Below are 15,308 nucleotides of genomic sequence, written 5' to 3'. Positions count from 1 at the left end.
AACATACAGATGAATCAACCATTAGCATATGTTCATCCAGGCGCGAAAATCGCTAAAAATGTTGTAATAGAGCCATTTACAACAATCCACAATAATGTTGTTATTGGTGATGGTACTTGGATTGGTTCAAACGTGACCATTATGGAGGGAGCTCGAATTGGTAAAAATTGTAATATTTTTCCAGGAGCTGTAATTTCTGCAGTGCCGCAAGATTTAAAATTTGGTGGCGAAGATTCTCTTGCTATAATTGGCGATAATTGTACTATAAGAGAATGTGTAACTATCAATAGAGGTACAATTGCTTCTGGTCAAACGGTTATTGGAAACAATTGTTTAGTAATGGCTTACGCTCATATTGCACACGATTGTGAGATTGGAAATAACGCTATTATTGTAAATGGTGTTGCTTTGGCAGGTCACGTAGTTGTTGGAAATCATGCGGTTATAGGTGGTTTAGCAGCAATTCACCAATTTATTCATATTGGAGATCATGCTATGATTTCTGGTGGATCTTTGGTGAGAAAAGATGTTCCTCCTTTTACAAAAGCAGCAAAAGAGCCATTGTCTTATGTTGGAATTAACTCTGTTGGTTTAAGAAGAAGAGGGTTTAGTACTGAGAAGATTAGAGAAATTCAGGAAATCTATAGAATTTTATACCAAAAGAATTACAATACAACTCAAGCCTTAAGTATTATTGAGGCAGAAATGGAAGCGACTCCTGAAAGAGATGAAATTCTTGATTTTATCAGAAATTCTTCTAGAGGAATTATGAAAGGTTACTCAGGGAATTATTAATTATTTTAGAGTTTAGATTTCTGATTTTAGATTTCTAAACTTTGAATTAAATTTTAAATAAATAAAAAAAGATGAAGATTGATTCTTTATATAAGAATCTAAAATCAACATTCTAAAATCTAAAATAAAAAAACAAAATGGCATCTACATCAGATATTAGAAACGGATTGTGTATTAAATTTAATCACGATATCTATAAAATTATTGAGTTTCTTCACGTAAAGCCTGGAAAAGGCCCAGCTTTCGTAAGAACAAAATTGAAAAGTTTAACTTCTGGAAAAGTATTAGACAATACTTTCTCTGCAGGTCACAAAATTGACGTTATTCGTGTTGAAACACACACATTTCAATATCTATATCCAGAAGGAGATGAATTTCACTTCATGAATGCTGAGACGTTTGAGCAAATTTCTTTGAACAAAAATATTTTGGATGCTCCAGATTTATTAAAAGAAGGAACAAACGTAATGGTTCAGATTAATACTGAAACAGATTTGCCTTTATCAGTTGATATGCCTGCATCTGTAATTCTTGAAGTTACTTATGCTGAGCCAGGAGTAAAAGGAAATACTGCTACAAATGCTACAAAAAATGCAACAGTAGAAACTGGTGCAAACATCAACGTTCCTTTGTTTATCAATGAAGGAGATAAAATTAAAATTGATACAGCTTCAGGTTCTTACATGGAGCGTGTAAAAGAGTAATTTCTTAATTAAGATAAATTTGACAATGAGTCAGTTAGATAACTTGTGAATCGCATTTTTTTTGTATATTCATATTCTAATTGACTCATTTTCTAATTGACAAATTTTCTAATTATAACATATGAAATTTCAAAAGAGTCATTCTTTACAAGAAATTGCGAATTTGCTTAATTGCAAATTTATTGGTGACAAAGACTTTCAAGTTTTAGGCATGAACGAAATACATGTCGTGGAGCCTGGTGATATTGTTTTTGTTGATCATCCAAAATACTACGATAAAGCTTTACAATCTGCTGCTACGATTGTTTTAATTAACAAAGAAGTAGAATGCCCAGAAGGTAAAGCACTTTTAATCTCTGATGATCCATTCAGAGATTTTAATATTCTAACGAGACATTTTAAACCTTTTCAATTTGCAAATGTTGCAATAGCTCCTTCGGCAGAAATTGGAGAAGGAACAATTATTCAGCCAAACACTTTTGTTGGTAATCATGTTAAAATTGGAAAAAATTGTCTTATTCATTCTAATGTTTCTATTTATGATCACACTGTAATTGGTGATAATGTAATTATTCATGCAGGAACTATTTTAGGAGCGGATGCTTTTTATTATAAAAAACGTCCAGAAGGCTTTGATCAATTAATTTCGGGCGGAAGAGTTGTTATCGAAGATAATGTTGGTATTGGAGCACTTTGTACTATTGACAAAGGAGTTACGGGAGATACCACAATTGGCGCAGGAACAAAATTAGACAATCAAGTACATGTTGGCCATGATACCGTTATTGGTAAAAAATGTTTAATTGCTTCGCAAACTGGTATTGCAGGATGTGTGATCATTGAGGACGAAGTGACTATGTGGGGACAAGTTGGTACAACTAGCGGTATTACTATTGGTGCAAAAGCGGTAGTAATGGGGCAGACTGGTGTTACTAAATCTGTTGAAGGAGGAAAATCTTATTTTGGTACTCCAATTGAAGAATCTAGAGAAAAATTAAAGCAATTAGCCAATATCAAGAAGATTCCTGAAATTTTAAGTAAATTGAAGTAATATGTCTATCAAAGAGTTTGTTCAGAAATTTTATAAGTCAGATGCCTTAATCGATAGTGAAATTTTAAAAACATATCTGCATCCTGACGTTAAACTTGAGTGGAACAGCAGTAAAGGTTTCATTCAAATGGATTATGATTCTATAGTAGAAATGGCAAATGATCTGAGTCGTGCCTATGTTCGTTCTAAGGTTAGAATTAGCCATATTATTAGCGAAGATGATTTAGTATCAGTGCGTTACTCTCATTTTGTAAAAACCATTGAGAATCCAAGAGAAGAGATGCTTTTAGCACATTTTGCAACAATTTGGCAGATTAAAGATGATAAACTTTATAGAGGTTATCAGATGAGTCAATTTTCTTAATATTTTTTTGACAATAAAAGAGGCAAAATACATTACAAAACCTTATTTTTGCAACACAAATTTAAAAACTACATAAAATATATATCATGAGTGTTTTAGTTAATAAAGATTCCAAAATAATTGTTCAGGGATTTACAGGGAGCGAAGGAACTTTCCACGCTTCTCAAATGATTGAGTACGGTACTAATGTTGTTGGTGGTGTTACTCCAGGAAAAGGAGGGACTAGCCATTTAGATCGTCCAGTTTTTAATACAGTAAAAGATGCTGTTGATCAAGCTGGAGCTGATACTTCTATCATTTTTGTTCCGCCAGCTTTTGCTGCTGATGCAATTATGGAAGCTGCTGATGCTGGAATTAAAGTAATTATTGCTATTACAGAAGGAATTCCTGTAGCAGACATGATTAAAGCAAATAATTATGTTAAAGAAAGAAATTCAAGATTAATCGGTCCAAACTGTCCAGGTGTAATTACTCCAGGTGAAGCTAAAGTTGGTATTATGCCAGGTTTCGTTTTCAAAAAAGGAACTGTTGGTATCGTTTCTAAATCAGGAACTTTAACTTACGAAGCTGCTGACCAAGTTGTAAAACAAGGTTTAGGAATCACTACAGCAATCGGAATTGGTGGAGATCCAATTATTGGAACTACAACTAAAGAAGCTGTTGAATTATTAATGAACGATCCTGAAACTGAAGCTATCATTATGATTGGTGAAATTGGTGGTCAACTTGAAGCTGATGCTGCAAGATGGGTAAAAGCTGATGGTAACCGTAAGCCAGTTATTGGTTTTATCGCTGGAGAAACTGCTCCTGCTGGTAGAACAATGGGTCACGCAGGTGCTATCGTTGGTGGTTCAGATGATACAGCTGCAGCTAAAAAACAAATCATGAGAGACAACGGAATTCACGTTGTTGATTCACCAGCTGAAATTGGTAAAAAAGTAAAAGAAGTACTTGGATAATTCTTCATCCCGAAGTTTCGGGACAAAATAATAAATTCAAAAAAAAAGTCTCAATATTTGTTGAGACTTTTTTACATTTTAAAGACTGAGGCGTAAATAGAAAAAACTTAGCATCTTAGTGCCTCAGCATCTTAGAAGCTTAAAAAGAAATATGAGTAAAGATTTAGAAAAATTTAAAGTAAGCAATAGTTTTACTTTTACAATTGAGGATAGTTTAGAACAAGCTTGCAACGCTCCAGAAGGAAGTGCAGGAATTTTTGTTGTTTATGCTGTTGAAGGTGATGAAAAAGAACTAATTATGGTTGGTTCTACAGGAACTGTTCAAAACGACGGAACATTAAAAAGCAAAAATGGTGGACTTTATGATAAAATCGTAAATGGACATCAGTTTGCTAAAACAGGAAGAAAATATTCTTGGCCGGCTCAAATGAAATTAGAGAACATTTCTGAACTTGAAGTGGTTTGGTATGAAACTTTTACTGGAGATGTAAAAGCAATTCCAACTGCTGTTGAAGGGCAAGTTTTGCAAAATTTCTTAGATGAAAACGGAAAATTACCAAGATGGAATGTAGCTTTTTAGAACTACTCTAAAACTAAAAACAAAAGAAAGCCTTGCTAAATTATTAGTAAGGCTTTTTTTATTAAGTACTAGGTTTTGATTTTTTGACTTAATATATTTATGGCCCAAAAACAAAACTATAACTATGATAAAAAACTACTTGCTTTTACCACTAATTTTACTTTTTTCATCTGTAAATGCACAAGTTATAAATATACCTGATACTAAGTTAAAAGAAGCATTATTAAGATCTGATCCATACAATGCTGTTGCAAAAGACTTATCTGGAAACTCTATTAAAATTGATAAAAATAATAACGGATCTATTGAAGTAAGCGAAGCATTAAATATAAGTTATTTAGATATCAGCAATTCACAGATTACTTCATTGCAAGGAATCTCAAATTTTACCAATCTTGTAACTTTCAATTGCCAAGGTAATTTACTAACGAGTTTAGATTTGAATAGTTTAAAGAAACTTAAAACTATAAGTTGTTCCAGTAATACTATTACTACTTTGGCTATAAATGAATTAATAGGTTTAGAATCTTTTAATTGTTCTTATAATAGACTTCAAATTTTAAATTTAGATGGTTTTACAAAACTGAATACATTGTCTTGTAGCAGTAATGCCTTGACAAAATTATCTGTTGCAAATTGTGAAAGCCTTGTCAATGTGGATTTTATTTATAATCCTATTGCAGAAATGAATTTTTCAAACTGTAAAGCATTGACTAGTTTGTATTGTAATGATTTACAGTTAGAAAAACTAAATGTAAGTGGATGTTTGTCTTTAACTCTTTTAAATTGTTCAACTAATAAATTGACAAATTTAAATCTAGCAGGTTTAAATAAATTACAAAACCTCTATTGTGCAAATAATCAGATTAAAAATCTAGATGTTAGTAATTTGCCTGCTTTGCAATTAATTGATTGCCATTATAATGAAATGGAAAGTTTAACTGCTGCTAATTGCATTAATCTAAAGCAACTTAATTTTATAATTAATCCCGTAAAGACTTTAAATCTCTCTGGATGTAAATCATTAACGAGTTTTACAGGTAGCAATGGAAAAATAACCGATTTGAATATGTCAAATTGTACCGCTCTAACTAACTTGGATTGTGGCAATAATGATATCTCTGTAATTAATTTAAATGGACTAGATAATCTTTTAACTCTTAGCTGTTATAATAATAACCTAAGCAATCTTGATATTTCTAATTTGCTAAAACTTGAAACACTAGCATGTGCGGGAAACAATTTGACGTCGCTGGATTTTAGTAAATCGCTTAATTTAAAAGCTGTTGATGTTGATGGAAATTATTTTACATCATTAGAAATTAAAAATTTACCAAAGCTTGAAACATTTGATTGTACTTATAGCACTCAGCTAACAAAGTTGGAATTAAGTAATCTTCCAAAACTTAGCAATTTGTATTGTTATAAAAGCAAAATAGAAAAATTAATTTTAGATAATTTACCAGATTTATTCGGTTTGTATTGTGAAGATAATAAAATCAGAGAATTGGATCTTTCACAATACCTTAAGTTAGATCGTATATACATATCAAACAATCCAATTGAATTTTTGAATTTAAAAAACGGCAAAAAAGCTAGTGAATTAAGAGCAATGAATCTTTCTTCTGTTAAATATGTATGTATTGACGATTTTGAGATAGATTTTGTAAAATATGAATTGAATTCCGCTAAATATGAAATTAATACCTATTGCTCTTTTACTCCTGGAGGAAAATTTTACACGATTAAAGGAAATCAAAAAATCGATTTAGATAATCAAGGTTGTGCTAAATCTAATGTTGTTTATCCTAATTTAAATTTTAGTATTTCTGACGGTACCAATACAGGAAATATAATTTCTGATATTTCTGGAAATTATACTATTGCTGTGGGAGAAGGAATTCATACCGTAAAACCAATAATTGAAAACTCAAATTATTTTTCTGTTTCGCCAGAATCATTTACAGTTAATTTTCCGGTTGAAGCAAGTCCATTTACTCAAAACTTTTGTATAACACCTAAGGGAGAACATCAAGATATTGAAATTTCTATGTTAAGCATTCTTCCTGCAAGACCTGGATTTGATGCAACGTATAAAATAGTTTATAAAAATAAGGCTAACAAAACAGTTTCTGGCGATGTAACATTAGATTTTAATGATGCTATTTTGGATTATGTTTCTTCGAAACCGGAAATTGCAAGTCAAGCATCAAATAAGTTAGTTTGGCACTATGCTGATTTAAAAGCTTTTGAAACAAGAGAGATTGAATTGACTTTAAATCTCAATTCACCAACTGAAACTCCTGCAGTCAACATGGGAGATTTTTTAAGTTTTAATGCTGTAATTACTCCTTCTTTAGGAGATGAAAACCAAGCAGATAATTCTTTTGCAATGCGTCAAACTGTTGTTGGTTCGTTTGATCCAAATGACAAAACTTGTTTGGAAGGAGATGTAATAAAACCAGAATTAATAGGCGAGTATGTCCATTATTTGATTCGTTTTGAAAATACTGGGACATATCTGGCCGAAAATATTGTAGTGAAAGATATGATCGATTTGTCAAAATTCGATATTGCAACATTGGTTCCAACAAGTTCAAGTCATAATTATACAACCAAAATTTCTAATGGAAATAAAGTAGAATTTATATTCGAAAAAATAAATCTTCCATTTGATGATGCTAATAATGATGGATACATTGCTTTTAAAATTAAAACACTTCCAACTCTAAAAGTGGGAGACACTTTTACAAATGACGCTAGTATTTATTTTGATTATAATTTTCCAATTGTAACAAATAAAACAGCTTCAACCTTTAAAATCTTAGGCACTTCAGATTTTGAGTTTTCGAAATACTTTAATATTTATCCAAATCCGGTGAAAGACGTACTTAATATTAACTCAAATACTTCAGTGGAGAAAAAGTCAATATATATTTATGATGTTTTAGGGCAAATTGTAATTGCTGTACCAAATGCAGAAAATAATTCTAATATAGATGTTTCAAAACTTTCTAAAGGAAATTATATTATAAAAATTAAAACCAACTCTGGTTTTACAGCTACGAAGTTTATTAAAAACTAGAAATAATATCAAATAGATTTTTAAACTTTTTTAAATAGAAAAATAGGAAGCTTTGCCCAAAAATGGCAAAGCTTTTTTATTTGAATGAAATTTAAATTTCGAATTACAATTTTTGTAAGACTAATTTAGTAGAGTTTAAAAAGCGAAAAAATGGAATCTAAACTTTTCAGAATAGTTAATTAAAACTTAACGTATGGTAAATTTAAGATTAAGCAAAAAAAATACGGCAATTACTGATAAATTTAGAAAAAGACACTTTTTTTTAGTGCTAATTGGTTTTTTATCATTTGCTTTTCTATATTTATCACACAAAAACAAAAAATATTGTTAAAATTTGATTCGTTTTTGTATGAATTTGTAATGCTTCTAGATGTAAAAATCTTGTTTAATTTTTGTTAAATTATTGGTTGCATTTTTTAAATTCGAATCTAAAATTTTATCAGCTTTAATCTCTACTATAGTGATATTTTATTTTGAGAAAAGCATTTTTCAAATAAATTGATTTTACACCTCAAAGTTGAATTTGATATGAGCCAAATTTTAAAAAACAAGATGTTAGATGATTTTATTCTTTGGAATAATCTGAAAAATGGTGATGAACGATCTTTCTCATTGCTTTTTGAAAAATACTATCGTGATTTAATTAATTACGGTAATTCACTTTGCCCATTTGCTGAAAAGGTTCAAGATTGTATCCAAGATGTTTTTGCGGATATTTGGCTTTATCGTAATTCGTTGCAAGATAATGTTATAGTAAAAGCTTATTTGCTTTCTAGTGTTAGAAAAAGAATTGCTCGTTTGCACGAAAGAGATCATGTTTTTAGAAAAACTACAACAACAGATGTTTTAGAATTTCTATTTGATTTTTCTATAGAGAATAATTTAGTAGAAGATGAAATAACAGCAGAACGAGTTTTACATCTTAATAAATTGCTGAACGATTTACCTGGACGTCAGAAAGAAGCATTGTATTTACGTTATCATCAAGGACTAAGTGTGGATCAAATTGCGGACTTATTAGATGTTAATTATCAATCTGCAAATAACCTGTTACATCGCGGTTTATTAAGTTTACGTAAAGAATGGAAGGGAAGTATTCCGTTGTTAATCCTTATATCTTCAGGGGTTTTGTAAAATTTTAAGAAAAAATCAAAAAAAAATCTTAAATAAGTGAGTATATAATATAAAAAGTGTCCTCTATGTTTTTGTAACCTTAATAATAAGATGCAAAAACGTAACAATTATACCGAAATAGAAGACTTCTTAGCTGATGATTCGTTTCAATTATGGATTTTATCTAAAGTTGACGAGCAGGGTTGGGAAGAATGGACATTAGAAAATCTTGAAAGGGCCAAATTGGTCGAAGATGCAAGACTTTTATTGTTGGCAATGAAAGTCCCAAATTCTAAATTAACTTCAAATGATGTTCACGAAGCTCTAAAGGAGACTTGGCTGAAGATCGAACAAAGAGAATTAGTTTCTCTAAATACTTTAAAAATTAAAAAACAAAAAATTCAGCGTTACTGGATTAGTGGTATTGCTGCTGCTATTCTTGTGGGTATTTTTTCAACATGGTTTTTCAAGAGCAATATGTTACCACAAGATAATGTAGTGACCTATAAAGAACTTGTTGAAGAAGACAATGAAGGTTTGGTAGAACAAACCAATAACACTGAAAAATCTCAAATTGTGACTTTATCTGACGGAAGCTCAGTTTTGTTACAGCCAAATAGTAAATTAAGTTACCCTAAAATCTTTACCGGGAACGAAAGAAAGGTGTATTTATCCGGCGAAGGTTTCTTTGAAATTAGTAAAAATCCTAAAAAGCCTTTTTTCGTTTATGCTAACGAAATAGTAACAAGGGTTGTTGGTACAAGTTTTAGAATTAAAGCTTTTCCAGACCAGCAAAACGTGGAAGTTCTAGTTCGTACCGGTAAAGTAAGGGTAAAATCAAATGACTTAGTTGGTTCTGATAAAGGCGAAGAAATTGTTTTGCTTCCTAATCAAGCCTTGAGATTTGCTCGTAAAGAATTAGTATTTAGTAAAATAACTAATATTACTGAAGACCCTATTTTAGTTAATAGTGTTAGAAATATTGAGCAGTTAAGCTTTGAATTTACTGATATTCCAGTATCACAAATTCTAGAAACCATCGAACAGGCTTATGTAGTGGAGATAGATTATCCAAAAGACAAATTAAAAGAATGCCGATTGACCACATCTTTAAGCGATCAACCATTAGCAGAAAAGCTTAAAATTATTTGCAAAAGTATAGGTGGTGATACTAATTATGAAATGAATGGAAATCAAATTGTAATTACTACTTCTGGTTGTAATTGATTTTTGAATTCAATAAAAATAAAGAAACCAAAACCGAACTGATTGTCCAAAAAAATATGTAACTGCCTATGTAAAAAATGAATGCATAAAAAAAGTGCCGAAAATGCTGTAACATGATCGACACTTAAATAGATTAAATCACTCTCTGTAAAGGGTAATTTATGATGTTTCTTAAAATACACTCGAATAGTATTAATCAAAACAAACCAAAATTATGAAAAAACCTGTTGTCAAGCAACGATTACTTCACCAAATCATGAAAATAACGCTGTTTCAGTTTGTGTTAGCACTTGTGTTTTCAAGTGTTACATTTGCAAATAATGTAAACGGGCAGAAAAAACTAGATACCAAAGTTACAATTACAGTAGAAAATCTAACTTTAGATAATGCTTTGTCGAAAATCGAAAAATCTGCTCGTGTAAAATTTTCTTACAATTCTAGACTTCCTCAACTTGCAGAAAAAGTAAGTATAGAAGCTAATCAAGAAACTTTATCTAGTATTCTAAGCAGAATATTAGTGCCATTTAATATTACTTTTTCAGAAGTAAGCAATCAGATTGTGCTTCAAAAAAGCGCTGGTGCTTCTTTCTCAAATACAAATAATCATGATTCGTTGTTCGAATTATTGACTTTTGGTCCAATTATTAAAGGAAAAGTTACAGATCAAACAGGTAGCCCGCTTCCTGGTGCAACTGTTATGGCAAAAGGAACTAAAACTGCTGTATTGACAGACTTTGATGGAAATTTCGTTATCGAAATGCCAGCAAATGTTACACGTCTTGTAATTTCTTACGTAGGTATGGAAACCAAAGAAATTGGAATTGAAAACAATACACCAACTGTTGTTTTAACTGAAGCAGGTCAAGATCTTAAAGAGGTAGTAATTACTACTGGTTACGAAAAAACTTCAAAAAGAACATTTACTGGAGCTATCAGTAAAATTTCTGGAGCTGAATTAAAAGTAGATGGAGTAGTAGATGTTAGTAGAATGATTGAAGGTAAAGCGGCTGGGGTTACTGTACAAAACGTTACAGGATCTTTTGGTGCGACTCCAAAAATTACGGTTCGTGGATCTTCTTCTATTTTTGGAGATACAAAACCTTTATGGGTAATTGATGGTGTTGTTCAAGAAGATATCATCAATGTTACATTTGCTGATTTGGCTTCTGGTAACTCAGCAACATTGTTAAGTTCTGCTGTTGCAGGATTAAATGCAAATGATATTCAAAGTATTGAAATTCTTAAAGATGCATCTGCTACCTCAATCTATGGTTCAAGATCTTTAAATGGAGTTGTTGTTGTTACAACAAAACAAGGAAGAAGAGATTCTCCTTTAAAAATTAATTACTCTGTAGAAAATACAGTTAGAACTGTACCAAGTTATACGCAATATGATATCTTAAATTCTCAGGAATCGATGAGTGTTTTCCAAGAAATGAGAGCAAAGGGATATCTTGATCAGAGTTCTTCTTTAACAGCTAGATTTAGCGGTGTTTATGGAATTTTAGCAAAACAAATAAATCTATACGATAGTTCTAATGGTCAATTTGGTGTTAGAAATGAGCAACCTTATATCAACGAATTTCTAAAAAAATACGAATTAGGAAATACAGATTGGTTTAAAGTTTTATTCAGACCTTCTATTACTCAAAACCATTCATTAAGTTTCTCTGGAGGAGGAAAAAACAATACTTTTTATGCTTCTCTAGGTTATTATACAGATCCGGGATGGACTTTGGCAGATAATGTTAAACAATTATCATCGAATATTAAAGGTACATTCTATATCAATGATAGATTAAACATTACATTATCTACATTAGGTTCTATTCGTGATCAAGAAGCTCCTGGTACTTACGAAAGTAAAAATGATGTTGTTTTTGGTAAAATTACCAGAGATTTTGACATCAACCCATTCAATTATGTTTTAAGTACAAGTAGAACATTAAGACCTTATGATGAAAATGGTAATTTAGAATATTACCAAAACAACTGGGCTCCAATGAATATTCTTAATGAGTTAAAAAACAATACGCTTGGAATTAAAGTACAAGATATTCGTTTTCAAGCTGACTTAGAGTATAAATTAGCTAAAAACCTGACTTATAACTTTACAGGTTCTGCTCGTTATGCAAATACTTCGAGAGAGCATAAAATTTATGAAGGATCAAATGTTGTTGGTGCTTACAATGCAGGTGTTGGAGAAACTTTAAATACTCAAATTCAAAGAGATAACGTGTTTTTATATCAAAATCCAAATGATTTAACGGCACCAAAAGTTTCGGTATTGCCAAATGGAGGTTTTTTAAGAAAATACACTAACGATATGACTTCATATAATGTTAGAAATAGTGTTACTTACAGAAATACATTTAGCGACAAACATGAAGTTGAAGGTTTCTTCGGAACAGAGTTTAGATCTGTTGATAGAAATAATGACAACTTTACAGCTGCTGGAATTCAATTTGAAAAAGGGCTTAGCGCTTTTATTGATCCAAAAATGATTGAGAAATTAGTAAACGAAGGAAACTCTTATTACGATTTTGGTGCAGAAAGAGAGCGTACAGTTGGTTTCTTCGGAAAAGTTGGATATACTTATGACCGTCGTTATACAGCTTCTGTTACAGGTCGTTATGACGGATCTAACAGACAAGGAGATACAGGATCTTCAAGATGGTTGCCAACTTACACTGTGAGTGGTAAATGGAATATCAAAGAAGAAAGTTTTATGAAAGATGTTGAAGATATTAATACTTTGGCACTTAGAGCTTCTTACGGTTTAACTGCAACTGCTGGACCTGCAACTAACTCGCTAGCAATTTATAGAAGTTATATAGCAAATCGTTTTCAAACTACTGATAGAGAAAACGCAATTCGTATAGAAGATTTACAGAATAAAGATCTAACATGGGAAAAACAATTTGAAACCAATATTGGTTTAGATCTTGGAATGTTTAATAATAGAGTACAACTTACTGCAGACGTTTATCAGCGTAAAGCGTTTGATTTGATCGATTTTGTTATTACTTCTGGAGTAGGAGGACAAGATGTTAAGCAAGGTAACAATGCAGATATGGAAACTAAAGGGGTTGAGCTTGGTATTACAACTCAAAACATTGCTTCAAAAGATTTTAAATGGTCTACTACGTTGAATTTTTCTGTTTACGATCAGAAAATTACTAAACTGGCAAACAAACCAGCAGTATTTGATTTAATTGCTACAAATGGTGGAAATACAGTTGGTCATCCTAGAAACTCATTATACTCTTACCAGTTTACAGGATTAAATAATGAAGGTTTACCAACTTTTAAATTACAAGATGGTGCTGACAATAACATTACAGATGCTAATTTCCAAGATACTAATGATGTAACGAAATATTTGAAATATGAAGGTTCTGTTGAGCCAAATAAATCAGTTGGTCTTGCAAATACATTTACTTACAAAAGCTGGTCTTTATATGTATTTGTAGTAGGGTCAGGCGGAAATAAAGTAAGATTAAATCCAGTTTATAGTAATACTTATAATGATCAGACTGTTTTTACAAAAGATTTTGCTAACAGATGGATCAATCCAGGTGATGAAAACTTCACTAATGTTCCAGTTATTGCTGATAGATTGTTAAACAGAAATTACGGTGCTAATGATTTACAAATTGCTTATAATACTTATAATTTTTCTGATGTTAGAATTGCAAGCGGTGATTTCGTAAGATTGAAAAATATCTCTTTAAGCTGGGAATTTCCAAGTGAATACAAAAGAAAGTTAGGATTAACAACATTTAATTTAAAAGGTTCTGCTGTAAATCCATGGTTGATTTATTCAGATAAAAAATTAAACGGACAAGATCCTGAATTCCGTAACACAGGAGGGGTAGCATTCCCAATCACGGCACAATATACTTTTGCAATTAATCTTTCATTCTAAATAATAAATTGATTATGAAAAATATAAAAATAACACTATCATTATTATTGCTAGTTGGTTTTAGTAGTTGTGATGATTTTCTTTCAGAAATACCAGACAACAGAACACAAATAGATACTCCTGAAAAAATATCTGAGTTATTGGTTACGGCGTATCCAAACAGATCTTATTTCCCGATTGCAGAGGTTATGTCTGATAACGTCTATGATACTGAGGTACAATCTACAAGTATCATTAACGAAGAAAGCTATAACTGGGAAATGCAATCTCAAATTGGTTTAGATAGCGAGAATGCATTCTGGACGGCTTCTTACGAGGCAATTGCTGCTGCAAATCAAGCTTTAGATGCTATTGAAAAATTAGGTAGCCCATCTACTTTGAATCCGCAAAAAGGTGAAGCTTTAATTGCTAGAGCTTACAATCATTTTATGTTGGTTTCTTTGTGGTCAAACCGCTATAATCCTGCAACTGCAGCAACAGATTTAGGTGTTCCTTATGTGATAAAACCAGAAACAGAATTGTTGGCTAAGTACAAGCGTAATAGTGTTCAGGAAGTATTTGATTTTGTAGAACAAGATCTTATAGAAGGAATGAAATACGTGACAAATGAGTATAAAGAACCTAAATACCATTTTACTGTAGATGCTGCCAAAGCTTTTGCTGCTCGTTTTTATTTGATAAAAGGTGATTGGGATAAAGTTATTGAATTTACTGATGGGCTTGGTTCTAAACCAACAAAACTTAGAAATTATACTGCTTTTTACGCAGCTGCTTTTGCTCAAATGCCAATTGAATATTCTAGAGTAGAGCAAGAAACTAATTTATTGGTTGATTATCCTAACTCAATTGCTAATAGATCAGCTTCTTATAGATTTGCTCTTCCAGGAAATAAATCTGATGAGATATTTGGTGTTCAAACTAATATCTGGGCTAAAGCGAATGTTATTAGACCAAATGGTCAATATTATGGAGGTATAAACGTATTTGTTCCTAAACTTTATGAGTATTTCAAATACACAAATTTAACTTCACGTACAGGAGAGCCTTACACAGCTACAGTATTATTTAGTATTGATGAAATGTATTTGAACAGAATCGAAGCTTTGGTAATGAAGAACAGATTTGCAGAAGTTAATACAGAATTAGGATACTTTTTAGGAACTAGAACTACTGGATATAATGCAACTACAGATGTATTGAATGAAACTGTTGTAACAAATAAATTTCCAGTTGTTGCAAACGAATACACTCCATATTACACATTAACACCTCTTCAGACTTCTTATATTAAAGCAATAGTCGAAGCTAGAAGAAGAGATTTTATTCGCGAAGGTTTAAGATGGTTTGATATTAAACGTTTTAATCTTGTTGTAGTACATAATACTCTTGAGTTTGGAAAAGTGGTAAGAAATAATGTCTTGGAAAAAGATGATAAAAGAAGAGCATTACAAATTCCGCTTAGAGCGTCAGATAATGGCATTGAAAAAAATCCTAGATAATTT

Annotated in this window: 11 protein-coding genes; all 11 read left to right on the top strand. The window is 31.2% G+C overall.

The window, feature by feature from the left end:
- Positions 1-9: 9 nt before the first annotated feature.
- The 11 genes from lpxA (at position 10) to HNP35_RS20190 (ending at position 15,305) form a co-directional block, all read left to right on the top strand.
- A complete protein-coding gene (lpxA, locus tag HNP35_RS20240) occupies positions 10-795 on the top strand; it encodes an acyl-ACP--UDP-N-acetylglucosamine O-acyltransferase (protein ID WP_095951251.1) in 786 nt (261 codons plus the stop codon).
- A gap of 137 nt (positions 796-932) precedes the next feature.
- The gene (gene efp, locus HNP35_RS20235; RefSeq protein WP_095929274.1) at positions 933-1,499 is read left to right on the top strand and encodes an elongation factor P; all 567 of its coding nucleotides are present in this window, start codon (positions 933-935) and stop codon (positions 1,497-1,499) included.
- A gap of 121 nt (positions 1,500-1,620) precedes the next feature.
- Entirely contained in the window at positions 1,621-2,550 is a 930-nt protein-coding gene (locus HNP35_RS20230; protein ID WP_184165957.1) for a UDP-3-O-(3-hydroxymyristoyl)glucosamine N-acyltransferase, read from the top strand.
- A gap of 1 nt (position 2,551) precedes the next feature.
- Entirely contained in the window at positions 2,552-2,914 is a 363-nt protein-coding gene (locus HNP35_RS20225) for a nuclear transport factor 2 family protein (RefSeq protein WP_184165960.1), read from the top strand.
- An 86-nt stretch (positions 2,915-3,000) separates the two neighbouring features.
- Positions 3,001-3,873, top strand: coding sequence for a succinate--CoA ligase subunit alpha (sucD, locus tag HNP35_RS20220; protein WP_057118027.1), 873 nt, complete (start codon positions 3,001-3,003; stop codon positions 3,871-3,873).
- A 151-nt stretch (positions 3,874-4,024) separates the two neighbouring features.
- Positions 4,025-4,453 carry a hypothetical protein gene (locus HNP35_RS20215; protein WP_184165963.1) on the top strand — a complete coding sequence of 143 codons (429 nt, stop codon included), beginning with the start codon at positions 4,025-4,027 and terminating at the stop codon, positions 4,451-4,453.
- A gap of 124 nt (positions 4,454-4,577) precedes the next feature.
- Positions 4,578-7,538 (top strand): DUF7619 domain-containing protein, encoded by a 2,961-nt coding sequence (locus tag HNP35_RS20210; protein WP_184165965.1) that lies wholly within the window; start codon positions 4,578-4,580, stop codon positions 7,536-7,538.
- Positions 7,539-8,066: 528 nt separating this feature from the next.
- Positions 8,067-8,672, top strand: coding sequence for an RNA polymerase sigma factor (locus HNP35_RS20205; RefSeq protein WP_184165968.1), 606 nt, complete (start codon positions 8,067-8,069; stop codon positions 8,670-8,672).
- A 90-nt stretch (positions 8,673-8,762) separates the two neighbouring features.
- The gene (locus HNP35_RS20200) at positions 8,763-9,878 is read left to right on the top strand and encodes a FecR family protein (RefSeq protein WP_184165971.1); all 1,116 of its coding nucleotides are present in this window, start codon (positions 8,763-8,765) and stop codon (positions 9,876-9,878) included.
- 214 nt (positions 9,879-10,092) lie between these two features.
- Positions 10,093-13,806 (top strand): SusC/RagA family TonB-linked outer membrane protein, encoded by a 3,714-nt coding sequence (locus tag HNP35_RS20195; protein ID WP_184165973.1) that lies wholly within the window; start codon positions 10,093-10,095, stop codon positions 13,804-13,806.
- Positions 13,807-13,820: 14 nt separating this feature from the next.
- A complete protein-coding gene (locus tag HNP35_RS20190) occupies positions 13,821-15,305 on the top strand; it encodes a RagB/SusD family nutrient uptake outer membrane protein (protein WP_184165976.1) in 1,485 nt (494 codons plus the stop codon).
- Positions 15,306-15,308: the final 3 nt, after the last annotated feature.

It is taken from the genome of Flavobacterium notoginsengisoli, from assembly GCF_014207905.1.
In the GTDB taxonomy this organism is placed as follows: domain Bacteria; phylum Bacteroidota; class Bacteroidia; order Flavobacteriales; family Flavobacteriaceae; genus Flavobacterium; species Flavobacterium notoginsengisoli_A.
The sequence above is the reverse complement of the archived record's forward strand: the minus strand, read 5'-3'. Positions and strand labels throughout refer to the sequence as shown.

Bases quoted from the DNA above. Each gene is read 5' to 3' on its own strand.
- HNP35_RS20195 (WP_184165973.1), top strand. From the start codon at position 10,093: ATGAAAAAACCTGTTGTCAAGCAACGATTACTTCACCAAATCATGAAA.
- HNP35_RS20205 (WP_184165968.1), top strand. From the start codon at position 8,067: ATGAGCCAAATTTTAAAAAACAAGATGTTAGATGATTTTATTCTTTGG.
- HNP35_RS20215 (WP_184165963.1), top strand. From the start codon at position 4,025: ATGAGTAAAGATTTAGAAAAATTTAAAGTAAGCAATAGTTTTACTTTT.
- HNP35_RS20230 (WP_184165957.1), top strand. From the start codon at position 1,621: ATGAAATTTCAAAAGAGTCATTCTTTACAAGAAATTGCGAATTTGCTT.
- lpxA (WP_095951251.1), top strand. From the start codon at position 10: ATGAATCAACCATTAGCATATGTTCATCCAGGCGCGAAAATCGCTAAA.
- HNP35_RS20200 (WP_184165971.1), top strand. From the start codon at position 8,763: ATGCAAAAACGTAACAATTATACCGAAATAGAAGACTTCTTAGCTGAT.
- HNP35_RS20190 (WP_184165976.1), top strand. From the start codon at position 13,821: ATGAAAAATATAAAAATAACACTATCATTATTATTGCTAGTTGGTTTT.
- HNP35_RS20225 (WP_184165960.1), top strand. From the start codon at position 2,552: ATGTCTATCAAAGAGTTTGTTCAGAAATTTTATAAGTCAGATGCCTTA.
- sucD (WP_057118027.1), top strand. From the start codon at position 3,001: ATGAGTGTTTTAGTTAATAAAGATTCCAAAATAATTGTTCAGGGATTT.
- efp (WP_095929274.1), top strand. From the start codon at position 933: ATGGCATCTACATCAGATATTAGAAACGGATTGTGTATTAAATTTAAT.
- HNP35_RS20210 (WP_184165965.1), top strand. From the start codon at position 4,578: ATGATAAAAAACTACTTGCTTTTACCACTAATTTTACTTTTTTCATCT.